This is a genomic window from Aureimonas ureilytica, from assembly GCF_001475935.1.
GTDB lineage: Bacteria > Pseudomonadota > Alphaproteobacteria > Rhizobiales > Rhizobiaceae > Aureimonas > Aureimonas ureilytica_A.
Window position 1 is genome coordinate 113,302 of the sequence record NZ_LDQA01000019.1, and the last position, 15,085, is coordinate 128,386.

The following is a 15,085-nucleotide window of genomic DNA, read 5'->3' on the forward strand; positions in this document are numbered from 1 at the left end:
GACATCATGGCCAGTCTGATCCGCTGCCCCCATTGCGGGGCAAGGCCGAGGGAAGAGTTCACCGTTCGCGGCGCGGCCCTCCCCCGCCCGGTCCCCGAGGCCGGCGAAGAGGCGTGGTACGCCCATGTCTATCTGCGCGAGAACCCGCGCGGGACCTATCGCGAATATTGGCACCATGCGAGCGGCTGCCGTCGCTGGCTGGTGGTGACGCGCGACACGGCGACCCACGAGACATCGAGCGTCGAGGACGCCGCCTCGCTGCGTCTTGCGGCCCCGGCCAAGGAGAGCGAGCGATGAGCGCCAGCCGGCTTCCCCAGGGTGGGCGGATCGACCGCTCGCGCCAGATCGCCTTCACCTTCGACGGGCGCGCCTATCAGGGCCATCCCGGCGACACGCTGGCCTCGGCGCTGATTGCCAATGACCGGCTGCTGATGGGCCGCTCGTTCAAATATCACCGCCCGCGCGGCCCGGTCACGGCGGGCGCGGCCGAGCCCAACGCGCTGGTGACGATCGGCTCCGGCGGCCGGCGGCAGGCCAACACCCGCGCCACCATGGTGGAACTGAGCGAAGGGCTCGCCGCCACCAGCCAGAACCGCTGGCCCTCGCTCGATTTCGACATTGGCGCGGTGAACGGGCTCCTGTCGCCCTTTCTTTCGGCGGGCTTCTACTACAAGACCTTCATGTGGCCCGCGCCCTTCTGGGAAAAGGTCTACGAGCCGCTGATCCGCCGCGCGGCGGGCCTCGGCAGGGCGAGCCACGAGGCCGACCCGGACGCTTACGAAAAGCTCTGGGCGCATTGCGACCTCCTGATCGTCGGCGCGGGACCGGCGGGTCTCGCCGCCGCGCTGACGGCGGGCCGAGCGGGAACGCGCGCGATCCTTCTGGACGAGAATCCGCAAGCCGGCGGCTCGCTCCTCGGCGATACCGGGCGGCGGATCGGAGCCGAGACGGCCGACGCCTTTGCCGACGCGGCGCTGCGCGAACTCGCCGATATGCCGCATGTGCGCGTTCTCCCGCGCACCACGGCCTTCGGCTGGTATGACGACATGGTGTTCGGCGCAGTGGAGCGTCTGCCGCCCGGCTCGCCTATGCCCGAACGCCTGTGGCGCATCGCGGCGCGGCGCGCGATCCTCGCCACCGGCGCGGAAGAGCGCCCGCTCGTGTTCGGCGGCAACGATGTGCCCGGCGTCATGACGGCCGATGCCGCCCTCGCCTATGCCCGCCGCCACGGCGTCGCGGTGGGCAGCCGGGTCGCGGTCTTCGCCCAGTCCGACGCCGGCGCTCACGCGGCGCGCGCGCTGGAGGCGGCGGGCGTAGGCCTCGCGGCGGTCATCGACACGCGCGCCGAGGCAACCGATCCCGGCCTTTCCGCGCCCTTCTTCCCCGGCGCGGTCGTGGCGGGCGCCTCGGGCGGCAAGCGCCTGCGCGCCGTCACGCTTCGTCTTCCGAGCGGCGAAGAGCGGACCATCGAGGCCGACGCGCTCGCCATGTCCGGCGGCTTCAGCCCGCGCATTCACCTCGCCTGCCACCGGGGCGGCAAGCCGCGCTGGAGCGAAGCGCATTCGGCCTTTCTGGCACCCGAGGCTCTCGGCCCCTTGTCGCTGGCCGGCTCGGCCAATGGAGCGATGACGCTGGCCGAATGCCTGGATGAAGGCGCACGCGCCGCGTCGGCCGCGCTCACGGACTGGGGCATCGCGGCTCCGCCCGCCCGCTTCGGCCCGGTCGAGGGCGATCTGTCCGGCGCACCCGCCAAGCCGGTCTGGCGCATCGCCGCGCCGAAGGGCAAGGCCTTCGTGGACTATCAGAACGACGTGCATCTGGCCGATCTCGGCCTCGCCGTGCGCGAGGGCTTCGCCCATGTGGAACTCGCCAAGCGCTACACGACCAACGGCATGGCGACCGATCAGGGCAAGCTGTCCAATGTGAACGCCATCGGCATTCTGGCCGAGGCGCGGGGCCTTTCGCCCGCCGAGGTCGGCACCACGACCTTCCGCCCCTTCTACACGCCCGTCTCCTTCGGCGCGCTGACCGGGGTGGCCAAGGGGCGCGACTTCCAGCCCGTGCGCCGCTCGCCGCTCCATGGCTGGGCCGAGCGGAACGGCGCGCGTTTCGTGGAAACCGGGCTCTGGTATCGCTCGGCCTGGTTCCCCCGCGCGGGCGAGACGCATTGGCGCGAGAGCGTCGACCGCGAGGCGCGCACCGTGCGCGAGGCGGCGGGGCTTTGCGACGTCTCGACGCTCGGCAAGATCGAAATCTTCGGCGCGGACGCCGCCACCTTCCTCGACCGCATCTATTGCAACGGCTTCGCCAAGCTGCCCGTCGGGCGCGCGCGCTACGGCGTCATGCTGCGCGAGGACGGAATGATCTACGATGACGGCACGACGAGCCGGCTCGCCGAGGATCATTTCGTCATGACCACCACGACGGCGCTCGCCGCCGGCGTGCTCGCCCATCTCGAATTCTACGCCCAGACCGTCTGGCCCGAACTGGACGTGCGGCTGGCTTCCTCCACCGACCAATGGGCGCAGATGGCGCTGGCCGGCCCGCGCGCGCGGGACATCCTGTCGCAGGTCGTGGATGGCGACCTGTCCGACGAGGCCGTGCCCTTCATGGCCGCGCGGGCCGTCACGCTCTTCGGCGGGCGGCTGGAAGGCCGGCTCTTCCGCATCTCCTTCTCGGGCGAACTCGCCTATGAGATCGCCGTGCCCGCCGGCTATGGCGAGGCGGTGGCCGACGCGCTGATGGCGGCCGGCGCGCCGCACGGCATCTGCCCCTATGGCGCGGAAGCGCTCGGCGTGCTCCGCATCGAAAAGGGCCATGTCACCCATGCGGAGATCAATGGCACGGTGACAGCAGCCGATCTCGGCATGGGGCGCATAGTCTCGCGCACCAAACCCGATTTCGTCGGCAAGCACATGCTGGAGCGCGAGGGCCTGACCGCGCCCGGCCGCCCGGCGCTGGTCGGCGTTCAGCCGCTCGACCCCGCCACGAGCTTCAGGACGGGCTCGCATATCCATAAGAAAGGCGCGGACGCCACGCTCGAAAACGATCAGGGCTACGTCACCTCCTCCTGCTTCTCGCCCCATATCGGCTCCACGATCGGCCTCGCGCTGGTGGCGGGCGGCGCGGAGCGGCATGGCGAAGAGGTGCTGGTCTGGAATGGGCTCGCGGGCGAGTTCACGCCCGCCCGCCTCTGCGCCCCGTGCTTCGTCGATCCCGATAACAGGAGGCTCCATGCCTGAGGCGCTGCCCCTCTCGCCCGCCCTGCCCTATCCGCCGCTACGTGCGCCGGACGGGAGCCTGACGCTCGCTGCGCTGCCGCAGGGCCGGCTGCTCCATGCGCTCGCCCGCCCCGGCGCGGACGCGGCCTCGCTCGAACCTCTCCTCACGGCGCTGGGGGACGGCAGCCCTCATGCGGTGCGCCCCTATGCGCCCGGCCAATGGTTCGTGCTCGGCTCCGAGCCGCTGCGCCCCGGCGAATGGGCGCGACATACCACTCAGGCCGGTGCCTCGTTGGCGCTGAGCGACCAGAGCCATGGGCGCGTGCGCCTGTCGCTCGAAGGGCGGCGCGCGCGCAGCGCTCTGGCGCGGGGAACGGGGGTCGATCTCCACGAGACGGCCTTCACGCCGGGCACCTCGGCCGCGACGCTCTTCGGCCATATCGGCATCCACCTCACCTGCCTCGCGCCGGAGCGTTTCGAGCTGATCGTCCTGCGCGGCTTCGCCGAAAGCCTCTGGCACGAATTGGTGACAGGAGCCTGCTGCCAATAGCCGATCGGACGGCGACGATTCTGTTCCGTTCCGATTTCCAGGCGATGAACGCGCGAGACGGACGTCTGATGTCTCGAGCCTTCGACCCTGCGACGAGGCTGCCGACCATCGTCTCTTCCGAAGCATGCGCATGACCTCGACCTCGGACACCGCCGCGCTGACGGGCTGACGGGCTGACACAACCAAGGTTTTCCCAAATGGTTTGACGATCAGGACGGACGTTACGAGCCCTCAAAAGCGTCGGCGCGTGGCCAAGAAAGAACGGCGACGGCACACGGCGCAGCGAATGCTGGGTGTGAAGACGGCCCGTGCAGCCCATTCCAGCAGCCAAAGTGAGCTGTGATTCCAGAACGAGGCCCGCGTCGGGCAGAAGGCGTTGCGATCTTCGGCGAATCCCATGAGGCTATTCGGCTTTCGTGGGAGCGATCGTCACGCTCGATGTTTTCTTTTGCGCTGTGCCTGTGGTTGGTATCGCCAACATCCAGACGTTGCTTGAAACGGTTCCGCCCTGCTGGGCCGGCTTTGCCGAGTTTATGTATTGCTGCTATTGAAATCCGAGGACGCAGGAGGGAGGCAAGCGCATGGTCGAGGGCACCTCAATCCATACTGTGGACCGGATCACCAAGCCCATGCTGGTCTTTCAAGCCGCGAACGACGTGCGCCGCAAGCTGGCCGGAAGCGACCACATCGTGGATGCCACTCAGGCGCGGGGCATTCCCGCGTGCGCGCCCCTGCGCTTCAATGCCGGCTCGTCGTTCAAGCTAGCATCACCCAAACGGGCTGCTTGAGCTCCAGCAACGCACCCCGATCCGTGTCCGATGCGCTGATGCGCACTTTGCAGGCCTCCTGCCTGCATTGTCCTTGGGAGCCGATCTCGTGCGCTAACGCCCATCGCCGGGCGCGCCGTGTGCCACTGACGCGGCATGGCACGCTGATGCGCATTTTCGCCGATTCCGGTCTAACGCATTGGAGGGCGGCGCATTACCATTCGAGTTCCTCCAACTCGATCCGCTCGGCCCCCGACGGGTCCGTCTTCCTCGACAACGTGACGGGCGCGAGCGGCAGCAACGAGGCGGAGGGTCCCGCTCCGTCGCAACATTCTCCTTGGCCATCATCCGAGACAAGCGCTTCCTTGGTCGAGACGCGGCAGTCCGTTTCTATCGCGCTGCGCCAGCAGACCAAGGCACAGAGCGCCCGGAGCGTGAGGGAGATCGTGTGCTATGTCCCCGGCGTCATGGTCGAGACCGACGGCATCCAGCCGAAGGGCGATGACCGCGTGTTCCTGCATGCCTTGGCATAACGACGCACACGGGTTTCCCGGGCGCATGATCCTGTTAAGTTCCAACCCATGACCGATCTCCACGTCCCCGCTGCTGCCGCGCGATCGCTGCCACGCCCGAGCGAATCCTCGCGCCCGGTGCTGCGCCCGTTTCAGGGCGTGATCGGCCTTGGCCTTGCGGCCTGCGTCTTCGTCTCGTGGATGTCGATTCATATCGCCGCCGTGTTCTTTCTCGACCTCGGCTGGCGGACGGCGCCGCTGGTTCCCCTCATCATCGCCGTGCAATGCTGGTTGACGGTCGGGCTCTTCATCGTGGCCCATGACGCCATGCATGGTTCGCTCGTTCCGGGCTGGCCCCGGCTCAACGCAGCGATCGGCGCCTTCATCCTGACGATCTATGCGGGCTTTGCCTGGGCCAAGATCCGCGGCGCGCATATGGCCCATCACGACGCGCCCGGCACCGCCGACGACCCGGATTTCTGCGTCGATGAGCCGGAGCGCTTCTGGCCCTGGTTCCGAACCTTCTTCGCGCGCTATTTCGGGCGGCGCTCGATCCTCTTCGTCAGCACCGTCGTCACGATCTACATTCTCGTGCTGGGCGCGCCGGTCACGAATGTGGTGCTGTTCTACGGAATGCCGTCGCTTCTCTCCTCGCTCCAGCTTTTCTATTTCGGCACCTTTCGCCCGCATCGGCATGAAGAAAGCGGCTTCGTGGACCGGCACAATGCGCGGTCCAACGAGTTCGGCTATCTCGCCTCGCTCTTCTCCTGCTTCCATTTCGGATACCATCACGAGCACCACACACAGCCTTGGGTGCCTTGGTGGGCGCTGCCGTCGCAGCGGCGGCAAGGGACGTAGAGAGACCCTGACGACGGGCTGTTCGCGCGGCGGCCCGGTGCGTCGTCCTCTGGCTCCTCCCCAATTTGGCGTGTGCTCAGAGCGGGCACAGATGCGTTTGGCAAGACCGTTAGCCAGCCAAGAAAACCCGCACCTTCCCAAACGGCCGTCGTAGATTTTCTACGCTCGGGAACGCAGACAAGCCCGGATCATTTGGAAGCCGTCGGTCTTTCCCATCCGCGCGAAAATAACGACGCGTGGCGCTTGATCCAAGACCAGTCTTCGGATTGATCGAGATCTATTGATATGTACGATTCGCGGCCCCCATCTGGCGGATCGCACATCTTCAACCCTGTTCCTCGATCGGCCTTGATGCGTTCCATCGATTTCACGACCAACAGCGTCAGGCCCAAGGAACGCTACGAGGCCTGGCGGGAACGGCCCTGGCCGAGCTACGCCCATATTCTCCGAACCGACCGACCAGCCGGCGAGTTCTACTCTCATTCGCGAACGTTTCATCTTGGACTACTTGAGTTCACGGACACGCGCATGGCGGGCCAGAATTACGTGCGCACCGACCCGATGATTCAGGCCGATGGCTTCGATGTCGTCACCCTGGCGCTCGTCCTCGAAGGGCGCTTCCACGGCGAAACGGCCGTTTCGCCTTTCCGGGGTGCGGCGAGAAGCGTCCTGATCGGCGATATGAGCCTTCCCTTCAGCCAGTCCTTCACCAATGCCCGCGTCATCAGCTTGAGCTTCCGCCGCGCGACGATCGAGAGTCTGGTGCCGCGCGTCGAGACGCTGCACGGCCTCGTGCTGACGGGCCGCGACGCCGAACCGCTGGTGCGTCAGGTGCTCCACGAGCTCGACCATCTTGGGGCGATGGATGACGAGGCTGGCCTCGCCATTGGTGAGCGGCTGACCGGGACGTTCCTGTCGTGTCTGGGTCAGTCGGAGATTTGCACCCTGTCCGAGGATGCGGCCAAACGGCGACTCTGGACGGAAATCCGCTGGATTCTCGAACAACGCTACCGCGACCCCGATCTCGATGTGGAGCGGATCGCGACGCTGGCGCGCGTTTCCCGCGCCACCTTGTATCGCGCTTTCAAGGACACGAACGGGATCGCGGCGGCCTTGATGGCTCTGCGCCTGCGAAAGGCGGCCGCCGCCTTGCAGGACCCTCACGACCGACGCCTGATTGCCGAGATCGCCTATAGTGTCGGCTTCACGCGGAGCGACACGTTCAGCAGTGCGTTCCGCGCCGCCTACGGATGCAGCGCTCGCGAATGGCGTCATCAGGCGAGTACGAGCCGAAAGCGCGAGGACTGATCCGCGCCCGCGCGGATCAGGCGCCAATCGGTCGCGGATCAAGCAGGGCGATCCACCAGACCCAGCGCCTGCGCCAGGACGCCCATATCGTGCCCGGACAGGACGGAGGACCGCTTGATGTGCTGTTCGCGCAGGTTCGGAATGAACATCTGCCAGGCCTCGCCTTCGCCCAGCATATTGGGCACCTTGAAGCCGGCCAGCGCTTCCTTCTGGTTCATCTTCTTGACGCGCGCGAGCACGTTCGCGCCGGTGAATGTGTTCTTGTCGTCGCCCCAACCCGGCGTGTAGATCGTCTGGCTGAATTTCGGCATGGGCGCGAACGTGCCCCAGAAGACGCGCGCATCGTCCAGAAGTTCGACCTGCACGTAATTGTCGAGATCGTTCCAGTCGAGGCAGACGCAGGACATAAGCCGCACCATGGCCGACATATCCATTTTGCGGCTCTTGGCCTGCTGAAACCGGCCGAGCGCGCCCTCCTTGTCGTCCAGAAACGGCTTCACGGCCGACCACCAGGGCGTCACCCCGCCATCGTCGCCGGCCGCCGCCACACCGGCGGTCATTTTGAAGAGAAGAGTTCCCTTGGGAACCGTCACGACCCGGTATTTCTTGAAACCCGCTCTTTGCGATGTCTTGATATACTTATCATCGAAGAAATGATGGGAGCCCATTCCAGGATTGATCATGTCGTTCCCTCGCACGTTGCGCGAAGAGTATCATCTCCCGTTGGGGGAGCGTCCCAGAGTTTTTGGTTCAGCGTCTCACAAGCTCGGGGCCGGTTTGCCAAGGAGACAGACAGCCGGTCCGTCAGGGCCGCCCCGTCGCCTGCCCCCGGCCCGGCCGTCGTCAGACGAGCGCAGTCGGCATCTCGCGCCCTGCGAAATGCGCGTCGAGATTGGCGAGCACGAGATCGGCCATGGCTTGGCGCGTTTCGTGCGTGGCGCTCGCCATGTGGGGGGTGAGCACGACGTTCGACAGGGTGAAGAAGCGCTCGGGCACGCGCGGCTCGTCGGCGAAGACATCGAGCGCAGCGCCCGCGATGCGGCCCTGCTCCAACGCGTCCAGAAGCGCGGACTCGTCCACCAGCGAGCCGCGCGCGACGTTGACGAGGACGCCCTTGGGGCCGAGTGCGTCCAAGACCTGCGCGTCGATGATATTGCGCGTCTCGGGCGAGGCGGACGCGGCGACGACGAGCACATCGGCCCACTCCGCGAGGTCCGCCACGCTGTCGAAGCGGGGATAGGGCGTGTCCACCGCGCTGCGGCTGGCATAGGCGATCTCGGCGTCGAAGCCCTCCAGCCGGCGCGCGATGGCCTGCCCGATCCGGCCAAAGCCGAAAATGCCGTATCTGCGGCGCGAGACCTTGGAGCCCAGCGCCAGGTCGCCGGACGGCCAGCGCCCGGCGCGCACATGCTCATGCCCGCGCGGGATCTGGCGGAGCGCCGAGACGATCAGGCCGATGGCCAGGTCGGCGACATCCTCGGTCAGAACATCGGGCGTGTTGGACACGCGCACCCCGCGCCGCTTGGCCTCGGCGAGGTCAACCTTGTCGAAGCCGACGCCGTTGATCGCGACGATTTCGAGCGCCGGCAGCCGGGCGGCAAGCTCGGCCGGAATGCCGATATGCCCGCCGGTGACGACGCCGCGCAGGCGCTCGGCGTGCTCGGCCAGAAACTCATCGGGATCACCGGCCTCGAAGAAGCGGTGGACGGTGAAGCGCTCGTTCAGCGCCTTTTCCAGCGCGGGCATGAGCGGGCAGAGTTGCAGGATGTTGGCGGTCATGGAAGGGCTCACTTCACGTCGGAGCGCACGAACTGCGCCAGTTCGGGGGTCTTGGGGTTCTCGAAAAGCTCGCGCGAGGGGCCGGCCTCGTGGATGCGGCCCTGGTGCATGAAGACGGTCGTGTTGGCGACGCGCCGGGCAAAGCCCATCTCATGCGTCACGAGGAGCATGGTCATGCCGCCGCGCGCCAGCTGCTCCATGACGGCCAGCACCTCTCCCGTCAGCTCGGGGTCGAGCGCCGAGGTCACTTCGTCGAAAAGCATGACCTTGGGCCGCATGGCGAGCGAGCGCGCGATGGCGACGCGCTGCTGCTGGCCGCCCGACAATTCGTCCGGGTAGGCGTCGAACTTCTCGGACAGGCCGACGAGAGCCAGCACCTCCTCGGCGGTGGCGCGGCTTTCGCCTTTGGCCACATCCTTCACGATGCGCGGTGCCAGCATGATGTTCTGGCCGACGCTGAGGTGCGGAAAGAGATTGTAGCTCTGGAAGACGATGCCGACATCGCGGCGCAGGGCGCGCAAGGCGGATTTGTCGGTGCCAACCGTGTGCCCGGCGATCTCGATGGAGCCGGCATTGATCTTTTCCAGCCCGTTGACGCAGCGAAGCAGCGTGGACTTGCCCGAGCCCGAGCGCCCGATCAGCGCCGTGACCTCGCCGCGCCCGACCTCCAGATTGATGCCCTTCAGCACCTCCACCGCGCCGAAGCTCTTGCGCACGTCCCGAATGGCGACCTCAGGCATGGAACCTCCTTTCCAGCCGCCGGGACAGGAGCGACAGCGGATAACAGACGATGAAGTAAAGCGCGGCGACCACCAGGAAGACCCGGAAGGGCTGGAAGGTCGCGTTGTTGACGAGCTGCCCGGCGCGGGCCAGCTCCACGAAGCCGATCAGCGAGGCGATCGAGGTGTTCTTGACCACCTGCACGGCGAAGCCGACCGTGGAGGGCAAGGACAGGCGCACGGCCTGCGGCAGAATCACATAGCGATATTGCTGGACCCGCGTCATGGCGAGCGACTCGGAGGCTTCCCATTGCTGCTTGGCGACGGACTGGATCGAGCCGCGCCAGATTTCGCCCAAGTAGGCCGAGGCATAGACCGTCATGGAAATGCCGGCGGCGATCAGTGGCGGCAGGCGGAAGCCGAGCAGCGCCAGTCCGTAGAAGGACAGGAACAGGATCATCAGAACGGGAATGCCCTGGATGACCTGAATATAAAGCCCCGACAGAAAGCGCAGCCAGCGCAGCGTCGAGGCTCTGGCGAGCGCCAGGAAGAAGCCGACCAAGCCGCCGCCCGCGAGCGCCAGAGCCGTCAGGATCAGCGTCCACTGGAGGGATTCGATCAGGAACAGGAATTCGGACGGACCGAATGAGCGGAAGATCATGCCGATGCCTCCACCACGGGCTTAAGCGCGCGCCGCGCCGTTCGCCGGCCAAAGAGCCAGAGCCCGACAAGGGCGAGGATGCCGCGCAGGATGAGGGCGAGCACGAGATAGAGCGCGGTCACCGCCAGATAGACCTCGAAGGAGCGGTAGCTCTGCGACTGGACGAAGGAGGCCGCCGCCGTCAGCTCGTTCACCGAAATGGCCGAACAGATCGAGGTCGCGAGCATCATCAGCACGAATTGCGACGAGAGAGCCGGATAGACCTTCTGAAGCGCGGGGATGAGGATGACATAGCGGAAGATCTGGAATTGCGTGAAGCCCAGCGCCTCGCCCGCCTCGATCTGGCTCTTATGGACGGCCTCGATGCCGGCGCGGATGATCTCGGTGGAATAGGCCGCGAGATTGATCGTCACCCCGATCAGCGCTGCCGTGATGGCGCTGACGCGCACGCCCCCGGCGGGCAGGCCGAAATAGATGATGAAGAGCTGCACCAGAAAGGGCGTGTTGCGGATCAGCTCGACATAGGCGTCGATCAGGATGCGCACAGGCCGCCCCGCGACCGAGCGCAGCGAGGCGAAGAGAATGCCGAAGGAAGTGCCGCAGATGATGGCAAAGGCGGAAATCTGGACGGTCAGCCACAGGCCCGCCAGAAGCTGGCTCTGGTACTGAGCCAGCACGCCGAACTGGAACGTGTAATTCATGGGACAAAACCCCGCGCGAAGGACAGGGGGCGCCGGCTTGGATGCGAGCCGGCGCCGGGCTCGCTCTAGAGACTGTTTCGAAAGTTCTCCGGGTCGGCTCGCCGGCGCTTTTCGTCCGTGCCTTCGTTGCCAATGTCAGCCGATGCCGCCGGCATCGACTGCGTTTGGCGCCTTGGCTCGAACCGGAAATCTTGTCGCCGATCCTCCGCCGGGAGCTTCCGAAAGAATCTCTCAGAATGCCGGGAGCGTAGGCGGCAGCGGGTCGCCGGTCCATTTCACGGCGATCTTGTCGAGTTCACCGGAGACCTTCATCAAGTAGATCGAGGTGTTGAGATATTGCAGCAGCTCGAAATCGCCCGGCTGCACCGCCATGGAATTGCCTTGGCGGAAGAAGGTGAAGCCGATCTGCAAGCCCGCCTGCGGAGCCTGCCGCAGGAGCCCTAGAGCGACCGTGGAGGGCAGCGCCGTCGCGTCCACCTGCCCCGCGACGAGGGCCTGGGCGGAGGTGGAATCGTCCTCGAAGACGACGATCTCCAGCCCTTCCACATTGGCGCGGCGCAGAGCCGTTTCCTGCGAGGAGCCGCGATTGACCGCGACGCGCTTGCCCTTCAGCTGGTCGAGGCTTTCGAACTTCTCGTTCGGGCCGGACACGATCACCATGTTGAAGGCCGAATAGGGCGAGGTGAACATGACGGATTTGGCGCGCTCGCCCGTCGGCGCGAGGGTCGCGACGAGGAAGTCCACCTGCCCCGTCTGGAGCGCGGGAATGCGCGCGGGCGGCGTCAGCGGCACCAGCTCGACCGGCATTCCAAGATATTGGCCGATCTGGTTGGCGACATCCACGTCATAGCCGCTTGGATTGCCGCGCTCGTCGATCATGCCCATGGGCGGAGCGCCGGTCAGAACGCCGATCTTCACCGTGCCGCGCCCCTGAATGTCGGCGAGCGTCACGGCCTCGGCCGAACCCGGCATCGCCGCCGTCAGAGTGGCCACGGCGAGCGATCCGAGGAAAGCGGCCTTCATCACGGCGCGTCGTGTCGTGTTGGTCATACCCATGCCTCCCATGGCATTTCGAGAAAGGATCGAATGCGACCGGGCGGCCTCCCAGCGGCCCGGCGCACGAAGTGTCAGAGACTGTTTCGGAAGGTCCCGGCGGAGGATCGGCGACAAGATTTTCGCTTCAAGCCAAGGCGCCAAACGCAGTCGATGCGCGGTCGGCATCGGCTGACATGGGCAACGAAGGCACGGACGAAAAGCACCGCCGATCCGACCCGGCGAACGTTCGAAATAGTCTCCTAAAGCGTGGCGAGCACCCCGCCATCGACATAGACGATCTGCCCGTTGACGAAGGTGGCGGCGTCGGAGGCGAGGAAGATGCAGGCGCCCTGCAACTCCTCCACCTTGCCCCAGCGACCCGTCGGCGTTCGGATCTTGAGCCATTCGGTGAACTTCGGATCGTCCACCAGCGCCTGGTTCAGCGGCGTTTCGAAATAGCCGGGGCCGATCGCGTTGATCTGCAGCCCGTGGCGCGCCCAGTCGGTACACATGCCCTTGGTGAGGTTGAGCACCGCGCCCTTGGTGGCGGTGTAGGGCGCGATGGAATAGCGCGCGGCCTGCGCTTGAAGGCTGGCGATGTTGATGATGCGCCCGCGCTTGCGGGCGATCATGTGCTTCGCCACCGCCTGTCCGACGAAGAAGACCGAGTCCACATTGGCCCGCATGATCTCGGACCAGGTTTCGGCCGGGTAGTCCTCCAGCGGCGCGCGGCGCTGGATGCCGGCATTGTTGACGAGAATGTCGATCGGCCCGATCTCGGCCTCGATGCGATCGACCCCGGCCTTGACGGCGGCGTGATCGGTCACATCGAAGACGCTCGTTTCGACCGCGATGCCCTCAGCGCGCAGGCGCTCGGCCGCCGCGTCGAGCTTCGCGCCGTCGCGCCCGTTCAGCACGACGCGCGCCCCCGCGCGGCCGAGCCCTTCGGCGAGCGAATAGCCGATGCCCTGGCCCGAGCCCGTGACGAGGGCCGTGCGGCCGGAGAGATCGAAAAGCTTCAGGGACATGATTCCCCCTTCCCATGCCGATTCAATGTACATGATACCGATAACACCGCAAGCGGACTCACGCGAGCGTGATCGTTCTGCCGTGATTTAGGCCTGCGGCCCGCCGTGATGGCAGACGCCCTCGCGGTCGAGCCAGGGGACCGTGTGCGCGCCGAAGAGATCGGTGGTGCGCCCCCCTCGGAGCGAAACTCTCCTCTGTTTCGCTTCGAAACATCAGCCGCTCGAAACATCAGCCGCGCCCGACGAAGGGCATGTCGGAGGCCATCACCGTCATCTGGAAGACATTGGCTTGCGGCGGGAGCGAGGCCATGAGGACGATGCTGCGCGCGACATTCTCCATCGCCATGACCGGCTCGGGCGCGATGCCGCCATGGGCTTGGAGCACGCCTCCCCCCATGCGGCTCGTCATGTCGGAGGCGACATTGCCGATGTCGATCTGGCCGACCGCGATGTTATGCGCGCGCCCGTCGAGCGAGCCGGACTTGGTGAGGCCGCTCACGCCATGCTTGGTGGCCGTGTAGGGCGCGGAATGGGGCCGGGGCACCTGCGAGGAAATCGAGCCGTTGTTGACGATGCGCCCGCCCCCCGGCTGCTGCCGTTTCATGACGCGGAAGGCCTCACGCATACACAGAAACACGCCCGTCAGATTGGCCGAGACGACGCGCGTCCATTCCGCCACGGGCAGTTCATCGATCGGCACGGCGGATGTGTTGGTGCCGGCATTGTTGAACACGAAATCGACGCGCCCGAACGTTTCGACTGCCCTGTCGAACAGGGCCGCGACATCGCCTTCCACGGTCACGTCGGTCGGCACCACCAGCGTTTCGGGCCCGCCCGCCAGCGCGGCGGTTTCCTCCAGCGCCTCGCGCCGCCGCCCGGCCAGGACGACGCGCCAGCCCTCCGCTGCCAGAGCCAGCGCCGAGGCGCGCCCGATGCCGCTGCCCGCGCCCGTGACGATGGCGACACCGCGCGGTTGAGAGACCTGTGCCATCAGGGGGCCTTTCCGAAATCGAAGAGTTTCATATAGGCCGCGCTGTCCTCGTGGCCGATGCCGGCGGCGACCATCATGCGGTGTAGATCGGCGATGAGATTGGTGAGCGGCATCGGCGTGCGCAGGCCCATGGAGAAGCGCTGCGTGGCTTCGAGATCCTTCAGCATGTTGTCGATGCGCCCGGTCGGGGTCAGGTCGAACCTCGCCATCTTGCCCATGAATTCCTGCAGGATGCGGCTGTCGGCCCGCCCGCCCGCGAGCGCTGCAGGAATGCGCTCGGCATCGACGCCGGCATCCAAGGCCAAGCGCGTGGCTTCGGCTACGGCCATGAAATTGCAAGCGCAGAGCACCTGATTGATGAGCTTGGTCGTCTGCCCCGCGCCTGATGGCCCCATATGGGTCATGTTGGCGGCGACCGCCGAGAGAACGTGCCTCGCGCGCTCCACCTCTTCGGCCTCCCCGCCCATCATCAGCGTCAACCGCCCTTCCGTGGCCGCCGGCGCGCCGCCCGACAGGGGCGCGTCCACCCAGCCCATGCCGGTCTCGGCGCGCAGGCGCTGAGCCATCGCGGCGGTGGCCTTGGGGTCGGTGGAGGACATGTCGATCAGAAGCACGCCCTCGCGCGCATGGGCGGCCAAGCCGTCCGCGCCGAACACGACGGCGTCCACGATCTCGGCCGTGTTGAGGCTGAGGATCACGACGTCCGAGGCCTCCATCAGCGCCTCCGCGCTGTCGGCGACACTCGCGCCCCTGGCGGCCAGCGGCGCGGTCTTCTCCGCGTCGCGGTCGCGCACGGTGACACTGTGCCCGGTTTGGAGAAAGCGGCCCGCGATGGCGCTGCCCATCACGCCCACTCCGACGATGCCGATCCGCGTTTGGCTCATGATGGTCTCTTTCAGATTGTGGAGTTCGAACGCTGGCGCGGCGCGGCGGTGGTGCCGCGCGGCACGACCTC

Annotated in this window: 16 protein-coding genes; 7 read left to right on the plus strand and 9 right to left on the minus strand. The window is 66.6% G+C overall.

Annotated features, from left to right (window positions below; all coding sequences use genetic code 11):
• Positions 1-6: 6 nt before the first annotated feature.
• From NS365_RS08010 to NS365_RS08040, 7 genes are all read left to right on the plus strand, one after another.
• Positions 7-297 carry a sarcosine oxidase subunit delta gene (locus tag NS365_RS08010; protein ID WP_058599757.1) on the plus strand — a complete coding sequence of 97 codons (291 nt, stop codon included), beginning with the start codon at positions 7-9 and terminating at the stop codon, positions 295-297.
• Complete coding sequence (locus NS365_RS08015) at positions 294-3,242, plus strand: sarcosine oxidase subunit alpha family protein (RefSeq protein ID WP_058599758.1); 2,949 nt, start codon at positions 294-296, stop codon at positions 3,240-3,242. Before NS365_RS08010 ends, NS365_RS08015 begins: the two co-directional genes overlap by 4 nt.
• Positions 3,235-3,771 carry a sarcosine oxidase subunit gamma gene (locus tag NS365_RS08020; protein ID WP_058599759.1) on the plus strand — a complete coding sequence of 179 codons (537 nt, stop codon included), beginning with the start codon at positions 3,235-3,237 and terminating at the stop codon, positions 3,769-3,771. Before NS365_RS08015 ends, NS365_RS08020 begins: the two co-directional genes overlap by 8 nt.
• 581 nt (positions 3,772-4,352) lie before the next feature.
• Positions 4,353-4,559, plus strand: coding sequence for a hypothetical protein (locus NS365_RS08025; RefSeq protein ID WP_058599760.1), 207 nt, complete (start codon positions 4,353-4,355; stop codon positions 4,557-4,559).
• A gap of 344 nt (positions 4,560-4,903) precedes the next feature.
• Entirely contained in the window at positions 4,904-5,071 is a 168-nt protein-coding gene (locus NS365_RS24470; protein WP_193753414.1) for a hypothetical protein, read from the plus strand.
• A 48-nt stretch (positions 5,072-5,119) separates the two neighbouring features.
• Positions 5,120-5,908 carry a fatty acid desaturase gene (locus tag NS365_RS08035; RefSeq protein ID WP_082675496.1) on the plus strand — a complete coding sequence of 263 codons (789 nt, stop codon included), beginning with the start codon at positions 5,120-5,122 and terminating at the stop codon, positions 5,906-5,908.
• 351 nt (positions 5,909-6,259) lie between these two features.
• On the plus strand, positions 6,260-7,216 hold the full coding sequence (locus tag NS365_RS08040) for a helix-turn-helix domain-containing protein (protein WP_058599762.1): 957 nt from the start codon (positions 6,260-6,262) through the stop codon (positions 7,214-7,216).
• Between the two features lie 38 nt (positions 7,217-7,254).
• Here NS365_RS08040 and NS365_RS08045 read toward each other — a convergent pair whose 3' ends face one another.
• The 9 genes from NS365_RS08045 to NS365_RS08085 form a co-directional block, all read right to left on the minus strand.
• Positions 7,255-7,899 (minus strand): hypothetical protein, encoded by a 645-nt coding sequence (locus NS365_RS08045; protein ID WP_058599763.1) that lies wholly within the window; start codon positions 7,897-7,899, stop codon positions 7,255-7,257.
• Positions 7,900-8,059: 160 nt separating this feature from the next.
• Complete coding sequence (locus tag NS365_RS08050; RefSeq protein ID WP_058599764.1) at positions 8,060-8,995, minus strand: 2-hydroxyacid dehydrogenase; 936 nt, start codon at positions 8,993-8,995, stop codon at positions 8,060-8,062.
• An 8-nt stretch (positions 8,996-9,003) separates the two neighbouring features.
• Positions 9,004-9,735 (minus strand): amino acid ABC transporter ATP-binding protein, encoded by a 732-nt coding sequence (locus tag NS365_RS08055; RefSeq protein ID WP_058599765.1) that lies wholly within the window; start codon positions 9,733-9,735, stop codon positions 9,004-9,006.
• Positions 9,728-10,375: an amino acid ABC transporter permease gene (locus NS365_RS08060; RefSeq protein ID WP_058599766.1), complete on the minus strand. Its 648-nt coding sequence runs from the start codon at positions 10,373-10,375 to the stop codon at positions 9,728-9,730. Before NS365_RS08060 ends, NS365_RS08055 begins: the two co-directional genes overlap by 8 nt.
• Entirely contained in the window at positions 10,372-11,076 is a 705-nt protein-coding gene (locus NS365_RS08065) for an amino acid ABC transporter permease (protein WP_058599767.1), read from the minus strand. Before NS365_RS08065 ends, NS365_RS08060 begins: the two co-directional genes overlap by 4 nt.
• Before the next feature lie 231 nt (positions 11,077-11,307).
• On the minus strand, positions 11,308-12,099 hold the full coding sequence (locus tag NS365_RS08070; RefSeq protein WP_244498401.1) for a transporter substrate-binding domain-containing protein: 792 nt from the start codon (positions 12,097-12,099) through the stop codon (positions 11,308-11,310).
• Between the two features lie 272 nt (positions 12,100-12,371).
• Complete coding sequence (locus NS365_RS08075; protein WP_058599769.1) at positions 12,372-13,139, minus strand: SDR family oxidoreductase; 768 nt, start codon at positions 13,137-13,139, stop codon at positions 12,372-12,374.
• A 229-nt stretch (positions 13,140-13,368) separates the two neighbouring features.
• On the minus strand, positions 13,369-14,130 hold the full coding sequence (locus NS365_RS08080) for an SDR family oxidoreductase (RefSeq protein ID WP_058599770.1): 762 nt from the start codon (positions 14,128-14,130) through the stop codon (positions 13,369-13,371).
• Positions 14,130-15,014 (minus strand): NAD(P)-dependent oxidoreductase, encoded by an 885-nt coding sequence (locus NS365_RS08085; RefSeq protein ID WP_058599771.1) that lies wholly within the window; start codon positions 15,012-15,014, stop codon positions 14,130-14,132. Before NS365_RS08085 ends, NS365_RS08080 begins: the two co-directional genes overlap by 1 nt.
• Positions 15,015-15,085: the final 71 nt, after the last annotated feature.

Coding starts and splice junctions, on each gene's coding strand:
- NS365_RS08010 (WP_058599757.1), top strand. CDS start 7: ATGGCCAGTCTGATCCGCTGCCCCCATTGCGGGGCAAGGCCGAGGGAA.
- NS365_RS08015 (WP_058599758.1), top strand. CDS start 294: ATGAGCGCCAGCCGGCTTCCCCAGGGTGGGCGGATCGACCGCTCGCGC.
- NS365_RS08020 (WP_058599759.1), top strand. CDS start 3,235: ATGCCTGAGGCGCTGCCCCTCTCGCCCGCCCTGCCCTATCCGCCGCTA.
- NS365_RS08025 (WP_058599760.1), top strand. CDS start 4,353: ATGGTCGAGGGCACCTCAATCCATACTGTGGACCGGATCACCAAGCCC.
- NS365_RS08035 (WP_082675496.1), top strand. CDS start 5,120: ATGACCGATCTCCACGTCCCCGCTGCTGCCGCGCGATCGCTGCCACGC.
- NS365_RS08040 (WP_058599762.1), top strand. CDS start 6,260: ATGCGTTCCATCGATTTCACGACCAACAGCGTCAGGCCCAAGGAACGC.
- NS365_RS08045 (WP_058599763.1), bottom strand. CDS start 7,899: ATGATCAATCCTGGAATGGGCTCCCATCATTTCTTCGATGATAAGTAT.
- NS365_RS08050 (WP_058599764.1), bottom strand. CDS start 8,995: ATGACCGCCAACATCCTGCAACTCTGCCCGCTCATGCCCGCGCTGGAA.
- NS365_RS08055 (WP_058599765.1), bottom strand. CDS start 9,735: ATGCCTGAGGTCGCCATTCGGGACGTGCGCAAGAGCTTCGGCGCGGTG.
- NS365_RS08060 (WP_058599766.1), bottom strand. CDS start 10,375: ATGATCTTCCGCTCATTCGGTCCGTCCGAATTCCTGTTCCTGATCGAA.
- NS365_RS08065 (WP_058599767.1), bottom strand. CDS start 11,076: ATGAATTACACGTTCCAGTTCGGCGTGCTGGCTCAGTACCAGAGCCAG.
- NS365_RS08070 (WP_244498401.1), bottom strand. CDS start 12,099: ATGAAGGCCGCTTTCCTCGGATCGCTCGCCGTGGCCACTCTGACGGCG.
- NS365_RS08075 (WP_058599769.1), bottom strand. CDS start 13,139: ATGTCCCTGAAGCTTTTCGATCTCTCCGGCCGCACGGCCCTCGTCACG.
- NS365_RS08080 (WP_058599770.1), bottom strand. CDS start 14,130: ATGGCACAGGTCTCTCAACCGCGCGGTGTCGCCATCGTCACGGGCGCG.
- NS365_RS08085 (WP_058599771.1), bottom strand. CDS start 15,014: ATGAGCCAAACGCGGATCGGCATCGTCGGAGTGGGCGTGATGGGCAGC.